Origin of the sequence: Brachybacterium sp. 107 (assembly GCF_052379725.1) — a bacterium.
Classification (GTDB): domain Bacteria; phylum Actinomycetota; class Actinomycetes; order Actinomycetales; family Dermabacteraceae; genus Brachybacterium.
This window is the reverse complement of sequence record NZ_JBQSYW010000003.1, coordinates 74,350-91,973: the sequence shown is the minus strand read 5'-3', so window position 1 is coordinate 91,973 and position 17,624 is coordinate 74,350. Positions and strand designations below refer to the sequence as shown.

Below are 17,624 nucleotides of genomic sequence, written 5' to 3'. Positions count from 1 at the left end.
GGCGCGGGGCAGAGCAGAACGAGACCGCGCTGGGAGGGGAGTGCTTCTCGACAGACCCCTTCCCGCGCCGTCACACGGTCTTTGACGAGGGCGTGACGCTCCTGAAGACGCCATACACGATGTCCGATCTCCTCACTATGTTCAGCGCGGCCGGGTTCAGCGCGGCCGGTGGGAGCCTGCCGTGATCCGCTCTGGGTCCAGATCGGGCACCACCAGCACCGGTCCGGTGGCCCGATGCAGCACGGACCGGGAGACGGAGCCCATCAGGGTGCCGGCGACGCGTCCGTGGCCCCGGGTGCCGACCACGGTCAGCTGGGCGTCGGCCGACCGCTGCACCAGCTCGGTCGCCGGATCGGAGAGCAGCACCTCGCTGGTCACTGTGATCTCGGGGAACTGTGTGCGCACCTTCGCGGCCGTTTCCTCCAGGTCGGCAGCGAGTGCCGCGCGCTTGCGCTCGATGAGCACCTCGGCGGGGAGCATCGACGCGTACATGCCGCCCCAGGTCTCCGGGGCGGGCATGACCATCAGCAGGTGCAGCGGCGCCCCGCGCCCCTGCGCCGCCTCCGCAGCGAGGGCGATCACGGCCTGGCTGCGCGGTGAGTCGTCCACTCCGGCCACCACTGGGGCGTCATCCGCCACCGGGGCGAAGCGTGCGGCGCCCTCGCTCTGCCCGATCTCGTACTGGCGGGGAACGACCACGGTGGGGCAGTGGGAGTGGGCGGGCAGCGCCGAGGAGACGGATCCGAGCAGCAGGCCGAGGAATCCGCCCCGGCCACGGGCCCCGACCACGGCCAGGCGCGCCTGGCCGGAGAGTCGCACCATGACGCCGGCGGCATCGCCATGCTCGGTGCGCAGCTGGACCTTCCCGGGATAGCCGCGCAGGTGAGGCGTGGCCTCTTCCAGCAGCATCTCGGCGGCCGCCTGGCTGGCCACGTCGTCGGGCTCGGGCGGGAACGAGGCCATGTTGGGGTAGATCATCACCGGGACCGTGTAGGCGGTGACCACCGACAGGGTGGTGCCGAGGCGCTGCGCGGCCCGCGCCGCGTAGTGGAGGGCCTGGATGGACTGCTCGGAGCCGTCGTAGCCGACCAGCACCCCGAGCTGTCGGGACTCCGGGTCATACGGGACGGGGGAGTCCAGGGTGAGCTCTTCGTCGTGCATCACAACCTCCTATGCCGGAGGCCTTCGGTGATCGACGGTGGAGCCTCCGAACTCGAGACCTCCGCCAATGCATTCACCCTACACTCGGGCATTTCGGACGCCCGTGACGAAGGTCCCCGGCCTACGCGACGGGCGGTGTCCCTATGGTCTTCGTCAAGGGGGAGCGTGGAGCACTTTCGGGACCTTGGGCTTCATTCGGCAGCGTTGTGTCGCAGGACTTCGGTGACGGTTCTGCCTCAGGACATCGGTGACACTTCCGGGGCTCTTGGTGGTGACACTTCCTCGGTGAGAATGAGCGGCGAGCAGAAACGAACCCGTCGATCCCGCTGGCCGTCCCGCCATCTCGCGATGGCCTGATGATGCTCCGCGCGGGATGGTGAGCACGTTCTGCATCGAGCACTCCCGCCCGTCGAGTCGGGGATCATGGCGAGGACTCCACGGATCCGAGGGCGGGCCGACGCCACAGATCTTGCACAGTACAGATTTGTCTGTATCGTTTAATGCATGTCCGAGACCGTGACCCTCAGCCATACGGCGTCCCTCTCCCGCCTGGGCTACGCCCTGTCCGGCGAGACCCGCGCCCGGATCCTGCTGGCGCTGCGCAGCGCCCCCGCCCTCCCCTCCGAGCTCGCCGAGTCCCTCGGGGTCTCGCGCCAGAAGCTGTCCAACCACCTCACCTGCCTGCGCGGGTGCGGCCTGGTCGAGGGCGTGAAGGACGGCAGGAACACGTGGTACCGGCTCAGCGATCCCCATCTCGCATCGGCGCTGGACGATCTGATGCGTCTGATGCTCGTGGTCGACCCGGACTGCTGCACCGGCCAGGAGTGCCGATGCGCATGAACATCGCCGACCCTCACGTCTCCGCCTCCCCCGAACGTCAGCTGGTTCTGCAGCGGCGGATCCGCTGGATCGTCGCCGCGACGATCACCTACAACGTGCTCGAAGCGGTGATCGCCCTGGCCGCGGGCCGCGTGGCCTCCTCCTCCGCCCTGATCGGCTTCGGGCTCGATTCGATCGTCGAGGTGCTCTCCGCCGCCGCGGTCGCCTGGCAGTTCGCGAGCCCCGACCCGCACCGACGTGAGAAGGTCGCCCTGCGCGTCATCGCACTGTCGTTCTTCGGGCTCGCCGCCTTCGTGACCATCGATGCACTGCGCTCCCTGCTCGGTGCCGCCGAGGCCGATCATTCCCCGGTGGGGATCGCGCTGGCCGCGGTGAGCGTGGCGATCATGCCGGCGTTCTCCTGGTTCGAGCGCCGCACCGGCCGGGAGCTGGGCTCCGCCTCCGCGATCGCCGACTCGAAACAGACCCTGATCTGCTCGTACCTCTCGGCGGCGCTCCTCGTGGGACTGCTGCTCAACAGCCTCCTGGGATGGTCCTGGGCGGACCCTCTCGCGGCACTCGTCATCGCCGCCTTCGCGCTGCGCGAAGGACTCGAGGCCTGGAGGGGCGACGCCTGCAAGCAACCGGTCTCGGCCCTGGTGAGCGAGAACGACGAACCCGGCCACTGCTGCTGACTTCGACACGCCCCCGTCGCTCCTCCCCTGGCGGAGGCGTACTATTCCGCGCGTGCCATCACTCGGTCATCACCGGGCCCGTGCCTCCGACCGGCGCCCACGGCCTGCACGTACCGTCTTCCTCGCGTTCGCCGTCGTCGCGCTCCTCGGCACCGTCGCGCTCCTGCATCCGGCCGCGACCCACGCTCCCGGCCGGACGACGGTCGTAGAGGCGCTCTTCACCGCGGTCTCTGCGCTGTGCGTGACGGGCCTGGTCGTGGTCGATACACCCACCCATTGGACCGGCTTCGGGCAGGTCGTGATCCTCGCGCTCATCCAGATCGGCGGGTTCGGGGTGATGACCTTCGCCTCCGTGGTCGGCATCGCCGTGATCCGCAAACTCTCCCTGCGGTCCAAGCTCACGGCAGCCGCCGAGGTCAAGAGCTTCGGCATCGAGGATGTGCGTGCCCTCGTGCTGGGCGTCGTGCGGATATCCCTCACGATCGAAGCCGTGGCGGCGGCGATCCTCACCGTGCGCTTCGCCCTGACGTACGACGAACCGTGGGCGGACGCCCTCTGGCTGGGGGTGTTCCATGCGGCCTCCGCCTTCAACAATGCCGGGTTCGCCCTGTTCAGCGACAGCCTCATGTCCTTCCACGACGACCCCGTCGTGCTGCTGACGGCGAGCATCGCCACCGTGCTCGGTGGAGTCGGCTTCCCCGTGCTGGTGCAGCTGAAGAAGCACCTGGGCACCCCTCGGCTCTGGACGATGAACACCCGCATCGTCGTCGCCGCGACCCCACTGCTGCTCGCGGCCGGCGCCGTGTATGTCACGGCCCTGGAATGGAGCAACCCACGGACTGGGAGGCATGGCCCCGTCTCTGCGGCTGCTCAACGGCTTCACGATGTCGGTCCAGACCCGCACGTCCGGGTTCAACTCCGTCGACACGGGCGCGATGGATCCCGCGACCTGGCTCGGCATGGACCTGCTGATGTTCATCGGTGGCGGTCCTGCCGGCACAGCGGGCGGCATCAAGGTCACCACGTTCGCCGTGCTGTTCTTCCTCATGCTCAGCGAACTGCGGGGGGCGGGAGCCGTCACCGTCTTCGGCAAACGGCTCTCCCGGGCCGTGCATCGCCAGGCGATCACCGTCATCGTGCTGGCCATCGGGCTCGTCGCCGCGGCGACCATCACGCTCATGCTCCTGACCGACTTCTCGCTCGACGAGGTCCTGTTCGAGGTCGTCTCCGCGTTCGCCACCGTGGGCCTGTCCACGGGGATCACGGCGGATCTTCCCGTCGCCGCGCAGCTGGTGCTCGTCGTGCTGATGTTCATCGGCCGGCTGGGCCCCATCACCGCCTCCACCGCGCTCGCGCTGCGACAGCGCACCCTTCTCTACGACCTCCCCAAGGAAAGGCCGATCATTGGCTAAGCACAGGCTCTTCGGCACCAGGACACCGTCCCGTGCCGCCTCCCGGAACGCGGTGGCGGTGATCGGATTGGGACGCTTCGGCCAATCGCTCGCGCTCGAGCTCATGAACGATGGCGCCGAGGTCCTGGGGATCGACACCCGCGAGGAGGTCGTCCAGTCCCTCAACGGGCAGCTGACCCATGTCGTCGCCGCGGACGCCACGAACGAAGACGTTCTTCGCCAGCTGTCGATCCCCGACTTCGATCGGGTGGTGATCGCGATCGGCAGCGACATCCAGGCCAGCATCCTGGTCACGTCCCTCCTCCTGCGCTTCTCCGTCCCCCACATCTGGGCGAAGGCCGTCAGCGATGCGCACGGGATGATCCTCGAACAGCTCGGAATCCCCCATGTCGTCTATCCCGAGAAGGACATGGGCCGCCGCGTCGCCCACATCGTGCTCGGCAGCATGCAGGACTTCATCGAGATCGATACCGATTTCGCGATGGTCAAGACGGAGGTCAGCCCCGAGCACACCGGTGTGCGCCTCGGAGACAGCGGCATCCGGCGCAGGTTCGGTGTCACCGTCAGCTCCGTCAAGCACCGCGGGGAGCCCTGGCAGGCCGCCACGGCGGACACCGTGCTGCACGCCGGGGACATCATCCTGGTCACCGGACCGACACGGCAGGCGGAACGGTTCGGCCGCGCCGCCTCGTGAGACCGTCCTGGCCGGCGGCACCTCGGAGTTCGTGACTGCGAAGTTCGGAGATTGATACTGTGCGGAGCATGTCGGTATCCCAGCTCACCCCGAGCACGCAGAACTACGTGAAGGCGATCTGGTCCCTGCGCGAATGGACCGAGGAGCCGGTCACGACCTCGGCGCTGGCCGCCCGCGTCGGGGTCAAGCTGTCCACGGTGTCCGATGCCGTCAGGAAGCTCACCGAGCAGGGACTTCTCGAGCACGCACCGTACGGGGCGATCACGCTGAGCGCGCAGGGCCAGGAGCACGCGGTCGCGATGGTGCGCCGGCACCGGCTCCTGGAGACCTTCCTCGTCGAGGTCCTCGACTACGGGTGGGATCAGGTGCATGACGAGGCGGAGCACCTCGAGCACGCCGTCTCCGACTTCATGGTCGATCGCATCGACGGGTATCTCGGTCACCCACGACGGGACCCGCACGGAGATCCCATCCCGACCGCCGACGGAGCGGTGGAACGTCCCGATGCCCGTCCACTGTCCGTCCTGCCGGACGGGGCCCGGGGCCGCGTGGAACGCATCTCCGACGCCGACCCGCAGCTCCTCACGTTCTGCGCCGGGCACGGCCTGACGGTCGGCACGATGCTCGACGTCCATGCTGGCCCGCCGTTCTCGGACTCGCTGGAGATCGTCGTGAACGGCTCGGACGTCCGCGTCCCGCTGGGCCGCTCGGCGACGGACTCGATCTGGGTCTCGACCCCGCCGCCCGCCCCCTCCACGTGACCTCTACGGCGCCGAGGGCGAGCGGGAGCCGACCTCCGGCGCAGCCCGGACCGTCGCCGGCCGGGCCCTGATCATCCGCGGGAGGAGTCCGTACCGCGGTGCCAGGAGGTAGACGAGCGTGAATATCGCCCCCTGGACGAGCACGATGAGGCCGCCGGAGGCGGCGTCCACCCAGTAGCTGATGACGATCCCGAGCACCGAGGCGGCCACCGAGAACGTCGGGGCGATCAGGAGCATCCGGGAGAACCGGTCGGTGAGCAGGTGAGCGGTCGCGCCGGGGATGATGAGCAGGGCGACCACGAGGATCACGCCCACCACCTGCAGGGCGACGACTGCCGTCACGGCCAGCAGGCCCAGCAGCAGGGCGCCGAGCCGACGCGGGGACAGGCCGATGGCCTGGGCATGGACAGGATCGAAGGCGAACAGGGTGAGGTCCCGCCGCTTGAGCACGAGCAGCACGAAGGCTGCGGCTGCGAGCAGAGCGATCTGGATGAGGTCGGCATTCGAGACCCCCAGGATGTTCCCGAAGATGATGTGGTTCAGATCCGTATGGCTCGGTGTGACCGAGATCAGCACCAGCCCGAGGGCGAACAGCGTGGTGAACACGATCCCGATGGCGGCATCCTCCTTCACCCGGCTGGTGCCGCGGACCACCCCGATCAGCACCACTGCGAGCACCCCGAAGACCAGAGCGCCGACGGCGAACGGGGCGCCGAGGATGTAGGCGATCACCACGCCGGGCAGGACCGCGTGGGACACCGCATCTCCCATCAGGGACCAGCCCACCAGCACCAACCAGCAGGACAGCAGCGCGCAGACGAGCGCCGCGACCACGGTGGCGACCAGTGCCCGGACCATGAAGTCGTACTGCAGGGGCTCGAGGATCAGATCCAGCAGATTCATCGAGCACCTCCCCGGGCAAGGGGGTCCAGGCCGAAGGTCTGAGCCAGCATCTCGGGCTCGAGCGCCGCGCTCACGGGTCCGTGGAAGAGCACCCGGCGCAGCAGCAGCACGGCGGAATCGGCGAGCTGCGGCAGCGCCTGCAGATCATGGGTGGAGACCAGGACTGTGCAGCCGTCCGAGGCGAGATCGCGCAGGAGTCCGACGATGGTGGCCTCGCTGCGCTTGTCCACCCCGGCGAACGGCTCGTCCAGCAGGAGGATGCGGGCCTCCTGCGCGATCCCACGGGCGACGAAGGCTCTCTTCTTCTGCCCGCCGGAGAGCTGGCCGATCTGCCTGTCCGCGTACTCGGTGAGCTCCACGCGGTCCAGGGCTTCCGCGACTGCCGCCCGGTCCGCGGCGCGCGGTCGTCTGGTCAGGCCCTGGTGCCCGTAGCGACCCATCATCACCACATCCCGGACCGAGACGGGGAAGGACCAATCCACCTCCTCGCTCTGGGGAACGTAGCCCACCACGCCGCGAAGGCGGGCGAGGGCAGGATCCGCCCCGTCGATGCGGATGCTGCCGGCCGTCGGCTGGACCATGCCCATGATCGCCTTGAACAGGGTCGACTTCCCCGAGCCGTTCATCCCGATCAGGCCGGTCACTCGGCCGTGCGCGATGTCGAGGCTCGCCCCGTCCAGGGCAGTGACCTCGCCGTATCGCACGACCAGATCCCTCACGTCGATCGCGGCGGTCATGAGCCCTCCCCCGTGAGTCCGGTGACGATGGTGTCCGCGTCGTAGCGGACCAGGTCGAGGTAGGTGGGGACCGGGCCGTCGGCCTCCGAGAGGGAGTCCACGTAGAGCACGCCGCCGAATTGCGCGTCCGTCGCCTCGACGACCTGCTGCATGGGCTTGTCCGACACCGTGGATTCGCAGAACACGGCGGGGACCTGCTGCGTCCGCACGGTCTCGATCACTCCGGCGATCTGCTGCGGGGTGGCCTGCTGTTCGGCGTTGACGGGCCAGATGTAGTGCTCGCTCAGGCCCACGTCCCGCGCCAGATAGGAGAAGGCGCCCTCGCAGCTCACCAGCGCCCGCTGGTCGTCGGGCAGGGTTGCGAGCTCCGCGACGAGGCCGTCCTGGATGTCCTGCAGCTCCTGCTGGTAGGTCGCCGCATTGACCTCGAAGTCCGCTGCATGCGCCGGGTCCAGCTCGCTGAACGCACCGACCATGTTGTCCACATAGATCTGCACGTTGACCGGGCTCATCCAGGCGTGCGGGTTGGGTTTTCCCGCGGAGGAATCGCCGGTGATGTCCAGGATCTCGACCCCGTCCGAGACCACCACGTGCGGCACGTCGACCGACTCGACGAACTTCTCGAACCAGAGCTCGAGACCGAGTCCGTTGTCGAGGATCAGATCGGCGTCGGTGGCCTTCGCGATGTCCTTCGGAGTGGGTTCATAGCCATGGATCTCCGCTCCGGTCTTCGTGATCGATTCGACGACGAGGTGGTCGCCGGCAACATTCTGCGCGATGTCCTGGAGCACGGTGAACGTCGTCAGGACCACGGGTCGGTCCGTCGGGCTCCCGCCGAGCTCCGCCCCAGCACATCCGGCCAGGACCACTGCGACCGCCAGAGCTCCGCCCAGGGCCGACACCATCCGGTCAACGCGGCGCTTCATCCCACCACACTCCGTCTCTACGCATCGTAATGTTCGTGTGTACGAACTTTGTGATCATACGCCCCGGAAGAGGGCCCTGCGGTACTCCGACACGAGGGGGAGGCGGCAAGTACTTCGTTGACACGAACTTCGGTGTGTCGTTGCTACGTACTCGACGGGATCTCGTGCTACTACTAGATGTGCCGTCCCGCCGGACTGGCAGCACAAGATGTAGTGCCTCAGTGCGAGGGAGGAGAAATTCAATGCCCGCCGGGATCGACAGGACTGAGCCGCAGAACGCAGCGGAGGAGGTGCCAGCGCCGGATGACGTAGATCTCGTGTACTTCTCCAGCGTCTCGGGCAACACGAGACGGTTCGCCGAGAAGCTCGATCGGCCCGCCGCCCGGATCCCTCTGCGGCCCCGCCTCGAGGGCACGCTGCGCGCCGCCCGACCGTTCGTGCTGATGGTCCCCACCTACGGCGGCGGACACCCCGGCACCGCCGTCCCGAAGCAGGTGATCCGCTTCCTCAACATCCCCGAGAACCGTCACCTCCTGTGCGGGGTGATCGCCGCAGGGAACACGAACTTCGGCGCGGACTACTGCCTCGCCGGCCCGGTCATCTCCGAGAAATGCCAGGTCCCCGTCCTCTACCGGTTCGAGCTGCTCGGCACTGCCAGCGACGTCGCCCAGGTCGACGAGGGCCTGGCCCGCTTCTGGGAAGAGCTGGATCCCACGCTCCGCCACGACCCCGTCCTGCTGCACCACACGCACCCCACGCACCCCACGCACCCCACAAAGGATCGACATGACTGATCGTCCGACCACCCGCATCTCGATCGACGATTCCGTGACACCCCCCTCATACCGCCACGACCCCTCGACGCCGCTCCGCCCGATCAACTGGAACCGGATCGGGGACGACAAGGACCTCGAGGTCTGGAACCGTCTGACCGCGAACTTCTGGCTGCCGGAGAAGGTCCCGCTGTCCAACGACCTCCAGGCATGGCGACAGCTGCCCGAGCACCATCGCACCCTGACGATGCGAGTGTTCACCGGCCTGACGATGCTGGACACGGTCCAGGCCACCGTCGGCGAGATCTGCCAGATCCAGGACGCACGCACCGAGCACGAAGAGGCCGTCTACACGAACATCGCCTTCATGCAGTCCGTGCATGCACGGTCCTACTCCTCCGTCTTCTCGACACTGACCAGCACGCCCGAGATCGACAGCGCATACCTGTGGGCCGTGAACAACGAGCTCCTGCAGAAGCGATGCACAACGGTCCTGCGCCATTACTACGGGGACGACCCGCTGAAGCGGAAGGTCGCCTCGACCCTGCTGTCCTCGCTCCTTCTCTACGCCGGGTTCTACCTGCCCCTACACTTCTCCGTCCGGGCGACGCTGACGAACACCGCCGACATGATCCGCCTGATCCTGCGGGACAAAGCGGTGCACGGCTATTACTCCGGGTACAAGTACCAGCGCGGCCTCGCCGCGGCCACCGCTGCGAGGCAGGAGGAGATGCAGGAGTTCACCGGCGCTCTGCTCGAGGAGCTGTACACCCTTGAACTGCAGTATTCGGGCGAGCTGTACGAGCCGCTGGGTCTGATGGAGGATGTCGCGGCGTTCGTGCGCTACAACGCGAACAAGGCGCTGATGAACCTGGGATACCCGGCTCGATTCGGTGCGGACGAGACCAGGGTGAATCCGGAGATCCTCGCAGCCCTCTCCCCGGGGGCCGACGAGAACCACGACTTCTTCAGCGGCTCCGGGTCCTCCTACGTGATCGGCACGGCCGAGCACACCAGCGATGCGGACTGGGACTTCTGAGAGCCCCCCGCAGGGCCGCGTCCTGCGCGGCCGGGCGGCCTGCGGACGCGGTCAGCACATCGCAGACATGATCCCTGCACAGCCCGCTACGGCGTGCCGCCGAGGGTGAGCGCGACGAGGGCGATGTTCAGCACGATGACGAGCACCGTGATGATGCCGGCGGCGAGGGTGAGCGCGCGGGAGTTGACGAAGGCCCCCATGATGCTCCGCCTCGCGGTGTAGACGGCGAGCGGGATCAGAGCGAACGGGATGCCCAGACTGAGGAACACCTGCGAGAGGACGAGCGCGCGGGTGGGGTCGACGCCGATGCCGAGGACGACCAGAGCCGGCGCGAGGGTGATCACCCGTCGCAGGAGGAGCGGGATGCGAACGTGGAGGAGCCCACCCATGATGGTGGCCCCTGCGTAGCAGCCCACCGAGGTCGAGGCCAGTCCCGAGGCGAGCAGCCCGATACCGAAGATCACGCCGACGACGGGCCCGAGGGCACCGGTGATCGCGCGATGCGCACCTTCGATGGTGTCCGTGCCGTCGACTCCCGGGAGGCTCGCTGCGGCGAGCAGCAGCATCGAGATGTTCACGGACCCGGCGATGAACAGGGCGATCAGCACGTCCCACCGGGTCGCGACCAGGAGCCGGCGGATCCTGTCCCGATCCGTGGTGACACCGTGACGATCTCGGGCGAGGCTGGAGTGCAGATAGATGGCGTGGGGCATGACCGTGGCGCCGAGCATGCTCGCTGCGAGCAGCACCGTCTCGGTGTTCTGAAAACGTGGGACGAGTCCCTGGGCGACGCCCGTCCAGTCGAGGGGACTGATCAGGAGACCCGCCACGAAGCCGATGGTGATGATGGCGAGCAGCGCGACGATGACGAACTCGAAGGGGCGCTGCCCGCGGCGGGATTGGATGCCGAGCAGGAGCATCGAGACCATGCCCACGATGAGTCCGCCCACGAGGAGGGGCAGGTCGAAGAGGATCTGCAGGGCGATCGCACCGCCGATGACCTCTGCCAGGTCGGTGGCGGCCGCGACGATCTCGGCCTGTGCCCAGTAGAGTAGCCGGCCGGTGCGGGGGAGACGGTCCCCGAGCAGCTCCGGGAGGCTCCGACCCGTGACGAGGCCGAGCTTGGCCGAGAGGTACTGGACGATGACGGCGATCGCGTTCGCGAGGACGAGCACCCAGACCAGCAGATATCCGTAGTCAGCACCCGCGGTGAGGTTCGCCGCGACGTTGCCGGGGTCGACATAGGCGATCGCGGCGACGAAGGCCGGGCCGAGAAGCCACACCAGGCGTCGTTCGGCTCGGGGCGCTGCGGCGCGGTCTTCGGTCGCGGCGTGCTCTGGACGTGACATCGGGGTCGGCTCTCGACGGTGCGTGCGACGTGCCCTCGGCGGGCGATCGGACGGTCCTGACTGGGTCGGCGTGTCCACTCGGGACGAGGCCATCATCGAGCACCGACTCTAATCCCGTGGCCGCCGATCGTCGCTCGGCGACGCGAGTCATGAGGCCGTCGTCACCCGTCGATCAGCAGGGCTGCGGGGCTCCCGGCTTGCGACGCGGCATGCGGCCGGTCCCGTATCAGTGGACGAGAACGAGGACGGCGGCGGTCAGGACTCCGTACGCACCGGCGGTGTCGACCCGCCGGCCGAGCAGCGGGGCAGACCCGTGCAGGGCCCCGAGAAGCGCCGTCACCGCCCAATGCGGTAGCCGAGGACGACCAGGGTGATCACCGTACCGGCGATCACTCCAAGCGTGATTCGCACCCCACGAGGCCGGGCATCCGCGGCCCGCGACGACCTGCGGACGTACCGTGATCGCGGCGGATCCCCGCCTCCGCACCGCGTGATCCGACCATCGGCGAGCGCAGAATCTCCCGGAGCACTCTCCCTCGATGAGCACGATCACGAACACCTCCACTGCCCCCGACACCACGCGACGGGCACCGGGGCTGAAGGCGCGGCACATCCACTTCATCGCGCTCGGCTCCGCGATCGGCACCGGACTGTTCTACGGCTCCGCCGGGGCGATCCAGGCGGCCGGGCCGTCGGTCCTGCTGGTCTATCTGCTGGGCGGCGCGGTCGTGTACTTCATGCTGCGGGCGCTCGGGGAGATGGCGGTGCGGATGCCGATCTCGGGCTCGTTCGCCGAGTACACCCGGCGGTTCCTGGGCGGCTGGGCCGGGTACATCACCGGCTGGATGTTCGCCTTCGAGATGCTCATCGTGTGCCTCGCGGACCTCACGGCGATCGCTATCTATATGCGCTTCTGGTTCCCCGACACCGCGCAGTGGATCTGGGTGATCCTCACGCTGCTGATCGTGGGGGCCGCGAACCTCGCCAGCGTGCGCTGGTTCGGGGAGCTCGAGTTCGTCTTCACGATCATCAAGGTCGCCGCGGTGATCGGGATGATCGTGGGCGGCGCCGCGATCCTCGTGCTCGGCCTCGGCGAGGGCGGCGGCGGGGATCCGCTGGCGAACCTCACGGCCGACGGCGGCTTCTTCCCGCACGGCGCCGGCGGCATGATCTCCGCGTTCATCCTGGTGCTGTTCGCCTTCGGCGGCACCGAGATCATCGGTGTGGCGGGCACCGAGGCGGAGGACCCGGCCACGGCGATCCCCAAGGCCGTCAACACGGTGCCCGTGCGGATCCTGCTGTTCTACGTGCTCGCGATCGGTGTGATCCTGCTGATCAACCCGTGGCGATCGATCACCGGCGAGGTGTCGCCGTTCGTGCAGATCTTCGACACCCTCGGCGTGAACTGGGCTGCCGCCCTGCTCAACGTCGTGGTGCTCACCGCGGCGCTGTCCGCGATCAACGCGGACCTCTTCGGCGCGGGCCGGGTCGTGGCAGGGATGGCCCGCGAGCGGCTCGCCCCGCGCGTGATGGCGACGACGGTGCGCGGTGTCCCCGTGGTCACGACCCTCTCGCTGCTCGGCGTGCTGGTGGTCGGTGTGGTGCTGAACTACGCGCTGCCTGCGGAGGTCTTCACGATCGTCGCGTCCCTGGCCACCTTCGCCACGATCTTCGTGTGGCTGATGATCCTGCTCGCGCAGGTCGCCTCCCGGCGCGGCATGTCCCGCCAGGAGCGCGCGGAGCTTGCCTTCCCGGTGCCGCTGTGGCCGGTCGGCCAGGTCTTCGCGATCGTCTTCATCGTGTTCACCTTCGGCATCATGGTGTGGCAGCCCGACTATCACACGGCGCTGCTGGTGGGCGCAGGGTTCCTGGCCGTCATGTCGCTCCTGTACGCCGTGACGATCGGTCGCCGCGCGGCCCGCGCCTGACGCCCGGCGAGACGCGCTGCTTCTGCAGGAGCAGTGGCAGCATTCCCTCGTCTCCTGTGAGGGGCGGCCAGAGATCCGCTGGAGTCCACGTACCTGCACGGCGGAATCCTCCCTAGGGTCGGCAGCGCCGTTCCACGGTCCGAGGGATGCTCCGCGAGCTACCCTCTCCGTAACGGCCTCGGCAACCACCTGAGGTCCAGGCAGCGAGGGAAGCGCCGTGACTGCACACAACTGAATACGCTCGTCATCAACAGGGAAAGGGTGGGCATCGGGAGACACCCATGCCCATCGCACCCGGCCGGTCGAGCTCGTCACGCGACTTCAGGCTCCTCTGGCTCGCCCAGACGTCATCGTTGACAGGCGTCCAGTTCGGGATCGTCGCCATCCCTCTGACCGCGGTCCTGACGCTGGATGCGTCACCAGCCCAGGTCGGTCTCCTGACCAGCCTCAGTTCGGCATCGTGGCTCGTTCTCGGGGTGTTCGTCAGCCCGTTGGTCGATCATGTCCCCTTCCGGCGGTCCATCATCTTCAGCCATGTCCTGAGAGCCGCGCTCCTGGCCTCGGTTGCCGTCCTTGCGATGTCCGGCACGCTCGGCATGGCCTACCTCTATTGCGCGGTCTTCGCGGTGGGCGCCCTCAGCATGGTGTTTGAGACGGCTTACCAGGCATTGCTGCCCACCATGTCCGCACGAGACGAACTGGGGCCGCGCAACGGGAAGCTTGCCGTGACGGACGGGCTCTCGCGCACTGCGGGCCCATCCCTGGCGGGCTATGTCGTCGACGCTCTCTCGAGCTCCGCCGCGCTCCTCACGCAATCGGCCGGGTACGCCCTGGCCGGAGTCGCTACGGCATGCATGACACCGGCCGACGGGCAGCGCGGGGAGCGTCGACGCCTAAGCACAGGGTCGTTGCGCGGGACCGCGTCCTTCCTGTGGGGAGAGAAGACCGTCCGGGCGATGCTCCTCTCGGAGGTCGGATACCTCTATTTCTTCAATATCGCGTTCGCGGTGATCATGGTCTTCTTCGTCCGTGAACTCGGCATGACCGCGATGCTCGTGGGGTTGATATTCGCAGCAGGAAGCGTCGGAGGAATCCTCTCCGGCGTGGTGTCCGTCCACCTGAGTCATCTGCCCCTCAGACAGCACCTGATCGTCGGATCGACCGTGAGAGCGCTCGGCTTGGCCCTCATGCCTCTCGCAGTGTTCATGGATGGACAGGAGGTGTACTTCTTGGCCGGCGCACGATTTCTCAATTCATTCGGTTGGACGCTCTGGGAAGTTCGCAAGCGCACCGAGACACAGCTGCGATCCCCCGAGGAGAGGCTCGGTCGCATTCAGGGACTCTTCTTGTTCTGTTCCCGCAGCGGCGAGGCTCTCGGTGCCCTGACCGGTGCCCTCTCAGCGGCTCTGATCGGAACGATCCCGACGGTCGTCACCGGATGCTTGGGCTGCGTCCTTTCCGTGGCAGTGGCCTGGACGACGCCGCCGGTGCCCGCCCCGGACGCCGAGGGCCCCGACGCCGGTCACGGGAGCCCCTCATGAGCACCAACTGACCGGCGGCGGGGCCTTCGGGCACTGCCCGACCCACCTCGATTCTCAGGGCAGGCGGTTCGCCGTGGCGAGGTTCGCGCGCAGCTCGTCGGCCGTCTGCCGCACCACGTAGGCGGGACGGTCGCGCTCCACGCGCCAGGACTCGCTCAGCGGGCTCACGTCGACCGTGTCGAAGCCGATCTCGTCGTAGAGCCTCGTCACGAGCTCCACCGCTTCGGGGAAGTCGCTCGAGGTGGCGAGAGCACGCCGGTTCGTGGTCCCCGCCGGAGCAGTGTCCGTGGTGATGTCCGCGGAGAAGATGTGGTTGAACGCCTTGACCACCTTGGAGGTGGGGAGGTGCTCCTGCAGCATCTGCGAGGTGGTCGTCTCGCCCGCGTCCAGCGCGTCGATGTGGCCGTCACGCTCGAAGTAGTAGTTGTTGGTGTCCAGCACGATCTTGCCGGCGAGCGGCTCGACGGGGATCTGCTGGAGTGCCTTCAGCGGCACCGTCACCACGACGACGTCCCCTGCCGAGCCGGCCTCCTCCGCCGTCGCGGCGCGAGCCTTCGGGCCGAGCTCCTCCACGAGGTCGGCGAGGGTCTCCGGGCCCCGCGAGTTCGCGATCACCACGTCATACCCTGCCGTGAGGGCGGCCCGTGCGATCTGGCTGCCGATGTGTCCTGCGCCGATGATTCCCAGTGTTGTCATGGACGGTGCAACGCCGAGCAGCCCGTTCTGCTTCCCGGGTGGGGGCGAGGCCATTGACGAGTGAACCGGCGTGCTGGTGACTCCCGCCACCCTGCGGTGGGGTGGCAGCGCCACGTTCTCTCTGCTGAACCCTCCCCGGCACGAACAGGCGGCCGTATACCTCGCTGACCTCGTCGAACGCCCCGCAGCTGGCCCCTCCGACGAACTGGTCGACGTGCGCTGGTTCCCCCTCGAGGCGGTTCCGGAGCCGCATGCTCCGCTGGACCTCGCGATCGCCCGGGAGGTCGTCAGGTCTATTGTGCGGGTGGAGCGCGGCCGATAGCCCGCTCCCTCCCGGCCGTCCGCGCCACCCCCGCACTATCTTGAGGACTTTCTCCATGACTACCTCGCGCGTCACCGTCCAGCAGGCCTGGGATGAGCTCGCACACGGGAACGAACGATTCATGGAGGGTCGCCTGCTCCACCCGCAGCAGAACGCCGCCCGTCGCAGCGAACTAGCCGGCAGCCAGGCCCCGAACGCCGCGTTCCTGGGCTGCTCGGACTCCCGGGTCGCAGCAGAGATCCTCTTCGACTGCGGTCTCGGCGATCTGTTCGTGGTGCGCAACATCGGCCAGATCGCCAACGAGAACACGACGGCGACCATGGAGTTCGCCGTCGCCGAGCTCGGCGTCGCCGTGATCGTCGTGCTCGCCCACGGCTCCTGCGGTGCGGTGAAGGCAGCCATCGACCAGACCACGGCCTCGCCGAGCCCCACGACTCCCGCGATCAAGAAGGAGCTCGAGGCGATCCAGCCCGCCGTCCAGCAGGAATGGTTCGCCTCCCAGCGGATCAGCCCCTACGTGGATCCCGAGCTGATCGATGCCGACGCCGTGGGCAGGCGCCACCTGGACGAGACGATCAACGCCCTCATGCGCCAGTCCAAGGTCATCAGCGACGCGGTCGCCGAGGGCGCGCTCGGCATCGTCGGCTGCCAGTACCGCCTCGCCGACGGCCGGGTCTCGCCGATCACCTCGGTCGGCCAGGTCACGATCACCCGCTGAGCCACGGGCCGACGGCCGGCCACCCGTCCCCGCGTCGGCCCCTCCGTCCCCACGCCAGCCCCTCCGCTCCGGCGGCGGCCCTCGGGCTCTGCATCGGCCGCGAATTCTCGTGGCCCCATGGGTCCGCTGCGCCGTACGCTCGCCCGATGGCCATGCATGAGAACGAGCTCGACCTCTCCCCCGAGGTCGCCGAGCGGCTCCTCGTCGCCCTGCTCCCGGGGGTCACCCCCTCCGACGTCCGTTCGGTGGCGAGCACGGCGACGACCAGCCACATCGTCCGCATCGGACCGGATCTGACGGCGCGATTCCCGATCGTGCTGACCGACCCCCGCGACGCCCGCACGGCGATCGAGGTCGAGCACCGGGCGATGGCGGAGTTCGCTGCCGCCAGCCCTCTGCCCGCCCCGGAGCCAGTGGCGATCGGGGATCCCGACCCGGAGTACCCGATGCCCTGGTCCGTGCAGACGTGGGTTCCCGGCGACGTGGCGGACCCCGACTCCGTCGCGAGCTCGGACGCCGCCGCCGGGGACCTCGCCGAGCTCCTCGCCGCCCTGCACGCCACCCCGACCCGGGGACGCCGCTTCACGGCGCTCGGCCGGGGAGGCGACCTCGCCGCGCATGACCACTGGGTGCAGCAGTGCCTGGAGCGGACCCACGAGCTGCTGGAGCAGACCGAAACCCCTGGGCACGCCGAGCACATCTGTGCTGCCGACCTCGACGAGCTGGCGGCGCGCTGGTCACGCTGGCGGTCACTGGGCAGGTCCGGGCCCGACGTCATGTGCCATCGCGACCTCACCCCCATGAATCTGCTCTGCGCCGACGGCCGGCTCACCGGGGTGCTCGACACCGGAGGGTTCTGCCCGGCGGATCCGTCCGTCGATCTGGTCCCGGCGTGGCACCTGCTCGATGGGCCTCGTCGGGACCTGCTGCGGAAGCATCTGGGCAGCTCCGATCTGGAGTGGGAGCGCGGCGCCGCCTGGGCGTTCGAGCAGGCCATCGGACTGGTCTGGTGCTACGACACCTCGAATCCCCCGATGGCCGCACTGGGCCGCTCGACGCTGCGTCGCCTGGTGGAGGACCCGATCGGCGACTCAGCACGGCGGCACGGGTCGCTCTGATCGTGGCGGGCTCCTCACGGCCGACGACGGAC

Annotated in this window: 18 protein-coding genes and 1 pseudogene; 13 read left to right on the top strand and 6 right to left on the bottom strand. The window is 68.4% G+C overall.

The features are described 5' to 3' along the window. Positions 1-156: 156 nt before the first annotated feature. Entirely contained in the window at positions 157-1,161 is a 1,005-nt protein-coding gene (locus ACT3UL_RS05220) for a universal stress protein (RefSeq protein WP_444577087.1), read from the bottom strand. Between the two features lie 504 nt (positions 1,162-1,665). Between ACT3UL_RS05220 and ACT3UL_RS05215 the strand changes: the two genes are divergently transcribed. The 6 genes and pseudogenes from ACT3UL_RS05215 (at position 1,666) to ACT3UL_RS05190 (ending at position 5,542) form a co-directional block, all read left to right on the top strand. After that, on the top strand, positions 1,666-2,001 hold the full coding sequence (locus ACT3UL_RS05215) for an ArsR/SmtB family transcription factor (RefSeq protein ID WP_444577086.1): 336 nt from the start codon (positions 1,666-1,668) through the stop codon (positions 1,999-2,001). After that, entirely contained in the window at positions 1,998-2,675 is a 678-nt protein-coding gene (locus ACT3UL_RS05210) for a cation transporter (RefSeq protein WP_444577306.1), read from the top strand. Before ACT3UL_RS05215 ends, ACT3UL_RS05210 begins: the two co-directional genes overlap by 4 nt. Positions 2,676-2,727: 52 nt before the next feature. After that, positions 2,728-3,438: pseudogene (locus tag ACT3UL_RS05205) on the top strand (potassium transporter TrkG); the annotation flags it as partial. Positions 3,439-3,523: 85 nt separating this feature from the next. Beyond that, the gene (locus ACT3UL_RS05200; RefSeq protein ID WP_444577085.1) at positions 3,524-4,087 is read left to right on the top strand and encodes a potassium transporter TrkG; all 564 of its coding nucleotides are present in this window, start codon (positions 3,524-3,526) and stop codon (positions 4,085-4,087) included. Further along, positions 4,080-4,781 (top strand): potassium channel family protein, encoded by a 702-nt coding sequence (locus tag ACT3UL_RS05195; protein ID WP_444577084.1) that lies wholly within the window; start codon positions 4,080-4,082, stop codon positions 4,779-4,781. The genes ACT3UL_RS05200 and ACT3UL_RS05195 overlap by 8 nt, the downstream gene beginning before the upstream one ends. A gap of 68 nt (positions 4,782-4,849) precedes the next feature. After that, positions 4,850-5,542 carry a metal-dependent transcriptional regulator gene (locus tag ACT3UL_RS05190; RefSeq protein WP_444577083.1) on the top strand — a complete coding sequence of 231 codons (693 nt, stop codon included), beginning with the start codon at positions 4,850-4,852 and terminating at the stop codon, positions 5,540-5,542. Between the two features lie 3 nt (positions 5,543-5,545). Here the strand turns inward: ACT3UL_RS05190 and ACT3UL_RS05185 are convergent, their stop codons facing one another. Genes ACT3UL_RS05185 through ACT3UL_RS05175 form a run of 3 tightly spaced genes read right to left on the bottom strand, consistent with a single transcriptional unit; the run spans position 5,546 to position 8,108 of the window. Then, positions 5,546-6,445, bottom strand: coding sequence for a metal ABC transporter permease (locus ACT3UL_RS05185; RefSeq protein ID WP_444577082.1), 900 nt, complete (start codon positions 6,443-6,445; stop codon positions 5,546-5,548). Further along, a complete protein-coding gene (locus ACT3UL_RS05180) occupies positions 6,442-7,182 on the bottom strand; it encodes a metal ABC transporter ATP-binding protein (protein ID WP_444577081.1) in 741 nt (246 codons plus the stop codon). The genes ACT3UL_RS05185 and ACT3UL_RS05180 overlap by 4 nt, the downstream gene beginning before the upstream one ends. After that, positions 7,179-8,108: a metal ABC transporter substrate-binding protein gene (locus ACT3UL_RS05175; RefSeq protein WP_444577080.1), complete on the bottom strand. Its 930-nt coding sequence runs from the start codon at positions 8,106-8,108 to the stop codon at positions 7,179-7,181. The genes ACT3UL_RS05180 and ACT3UL_RS05175 overlap by 4 nt, the downstream gene beginning before the upstream one ends. A gap of 242 nt (positions 8,109-8,350) precedes the next feature. Between ACT3UL_RS05175 and nrdI the strand changes: the two genes are divergently transcribed. Together nrdI and nrdF are read left to right on the top strand one after the other, a co-directional pair. Next, positions 8,351-8,902, top strand: a complete 552-nt coding sequence (gene nrdI, locus ACT3UL_RS05170) for a class Ib ribonucleoside-diphosphate reductase assembly flavoprotein NrdI (protein WP_444577079.1) — start codon at positions 8,351-8,353, stop codon at positions 8,900-8,902. After that, positions 8,895-9,920, top strand: a complete 1,026-nt coding sequence (nrdF, locus tag ACT3UL_RS05165) for a class 1b ribonucleoside-diphosphate reductase subunit beta (RefSeq protein ID WP_444577078.1) — start codon at positions 8,895-8,897, stop codon at positions 9,918-9,920. The genes nrdI and nrdF overlap by 8 nt, the downstream gene beginning before the upstream one ends. An 86-nt stretch (positions 9,921-10,006) precedes the next feature. Here the strand turns inward: nrdF and ACT3UL_RS05160 are convergent, their stop codons facing one another. Continuing rightward, the gene (locus ACT3UL_RS05160) at positions 10,007-11,269 is read right to left on the bottom strand and encodes an Nramp family divalent metal transporter (protein ID WP_444577077.1); all 1,263 of its coding nucleotides are present in this window, start codon (positions 11,267-11,269) and stop codon (positions 10,007-10,009) included. Between the two features lie 539 nt (positions 11,270-11,808). Here ACT3UL_RS05160 and ACT3UL_RS05155 point away from each other — a divergent pair. Both ACT3UL_RS05155 and ACT3UL_RS05150 read left to right on the top strand, forming a co-directional pair. Continuing rightward, positions 11,809-13,197, top strand: coding sequence for an amino acid permease (locus ACT3UL_RS05155; RefSeq protein ID WP_444577076.1), 1,389 nt, complete (start codon positions 11,809-11,811; stop codon positions 13,195-13,197). A 281-nt stretch (positions 13,198-13,478) separates the two neighbouring features. Next, entirely contained in the window at positions 13,479-14,738 is a 1,260-nt protein-coding gene (locus ACT3UL_RS05150) for an MFS transporter (protein ID WP_444577075.1), read from the top strand. A 54-nt stretch (positions 14,739-14,792) separates the two neighbouring features. On the opposite strand, the gene ACT3UL_RS05145 is transcribed toward ACT3UL_RS05150, so the two are convergent. Continuing rightward, on the bottom strand, positions 14,793-15,488 hold the full coding sequence (locus ACT3UL_RS05145; protein WP_444577074.1) for an NADPH-dependent F420 reductase: 696 nt from the start codon (positions 15,486-15,488) through the stop codon (positions 14,793-14,795). A gap of 16 nt (positions 15,489-15,504) precedes the next feature. Between ACT3UL_RS05145 and ACT3UL_RS05140 the strand changes: the two genes are divergently transcribed. From ACT3UL_RS05140 to ACT3UL_RS05130, 3 genes are all read left to right on the top strand, one after another. Next, entirely contained in the window at positions 15,505-15,756 is a 252-nt protein-coding gene (locus tag ACT3UL_RS05140) for an NUDIX hydrolase (RefSeq protein WP_444577073.1), read from the top strand. Positions 15,757-15,811: 55 nt separating this feature from the next. Then, positions 15,812-16,474 carry a carbonic anhydrase gene (locus tag ACT3UL_RS05135; protein ID WP_193118793.1) on the top strand — a complete coding sequence of 221 codons (663 nt, stop codon included), beginning with the start codon at positions 15,812-15,814 and terminating at the stop codon, positions 16,472-16,474. 146 nt (positions 16,475-16,620) lie between these two features. Then, a complete protein-coding gene (locus tag ACT3UL_RS05130; protein WP_444577072.1) occupies positions 16,621-17,592 on the top strand; it encodes a phosphotransferase in 972 nt (323 codons plus the stop codon). The last annotated feature ends 32 nt before the right edge of the window (positions 17,593-17,624 follow it).

Excerpts from the sequence above, each read along its gene's own strand:
- ACT3UL_RS05155 (WP_444577076.1), top strand. The coding sequence starts at position 11,809 with ATGAGCACGATCACGAACACCTCCACTGCCCCCGACACCACGCGACGG.
- ACT3UL_RS05150 (WP_444577075.1), top strand. The coding sequence starts at position 13,479 with ATGCCCATCGCACCCGGCCGGTCGAGCTCGTCACGCGACTTCAGGCTC.
- ACT3UL_RS05160 (WP_444577077.1), bottom strand. The coding sequence starts at position 11,269 with ATGTCACGTCCAGAGCACGCCGCGACCGAAGACCGCGCCGCAGCGCCC.
- ACT3UL_RS05145 (WP_444577074.1), bottom strand. The coding sequence starts at position 15,488 with ATGGCCTCGCCCCCACCCGGGAAGCAGAACGGGCTGCTCGGCGTTGCA.
- ACT3UL_RS05190 (WP_444577083.1), top strand. The coding sequence starts at position 4,850 with ATGTCGGTATCCCAGCTCACCCCGAGCACGCAGAACTACGTGAAGGCG.
- ACT3UL_RS05220 (WP_444577087.1), bottom strand. The coding sequence starts at position 1,161 with ATGCACGACGAAGAGCTCACCCTGGACTCCCCCGTCCCGTATGACCCG.
- ACT3UL_RS05175 (WP_444577080.1), bottom strand. The coding sequence starts at position 8,108 with ATGAAGCGCCGCGTTGACCGGATGGTGTCGGCCCTGGGCGGAGCTCTG.
- ACT3UL_RS05210 (WP_444577306.1), top strand. The coding sequence starts at position 1,998 with ATGAACATCGCCGACCCTCACGTCTCCGCCTCCCCCGAACGTCAGCTG.
- ACT3UL_RS05215 (WP_444577086.1), top strand. The coding sequence starts at position 1,666 with ATGTCCGAGACCGTGACCCTCAGCCATACGGCGTCCCTCTCCCGCCTG.
- ACT3UL_RS05130 (WP_444577072.1), top strand. The coding sequence starts at position 16,621 with ATGGCCATGCATGAGAACGAGCTCGACCTCTCCCCCGAGGTCGCCGAG.
- ACT3UL_RS05185 (WP_444577082.1), bottom strand. The coding sequence starts at position 6,445 with ATGAATCTGCTGGATCTGATCCTCGAGCCCCTGCAGTACGACTTCATG.
- nrdF (WP_444577078.1), top strand. The coding sequence starts at position 8,895 with ATGACTGATCGTCCGACCACCCGCATCTCGATCGACGATTCCGTGACA.
- ACT3UL_RS05200 (WP_444577085.1), top strand. The coding sequence starts at position 3,524 with ATGGCCCCGTCTCTGCGGCTGCTCAACGGCTTCACGATGTCGGTCCAG.
- ACT3UL_RS05180 (WP_444577081.1), bottom strand. The coding sequence starts at position 7,182 with ATGACCGCCGCGATCGACGTGAGGGATCTGGTCGTGCGATACGGCGAG.
- ACT3UL_RS05135 (WP_193118793.1), top strand. The coding sequence starts at position 15,812 with ATGACTACCTCGCGCGTCACCGTCCAGCAGGCCTGGGATGAGCTCGCA.
- nrdI (WP_444577079.1), top strand. The coding sequence starts at position 8,351 with ATGCCCGCCGGGATCGACAGGACTGAGCCGCAGAACGCAGCGGAGGAG.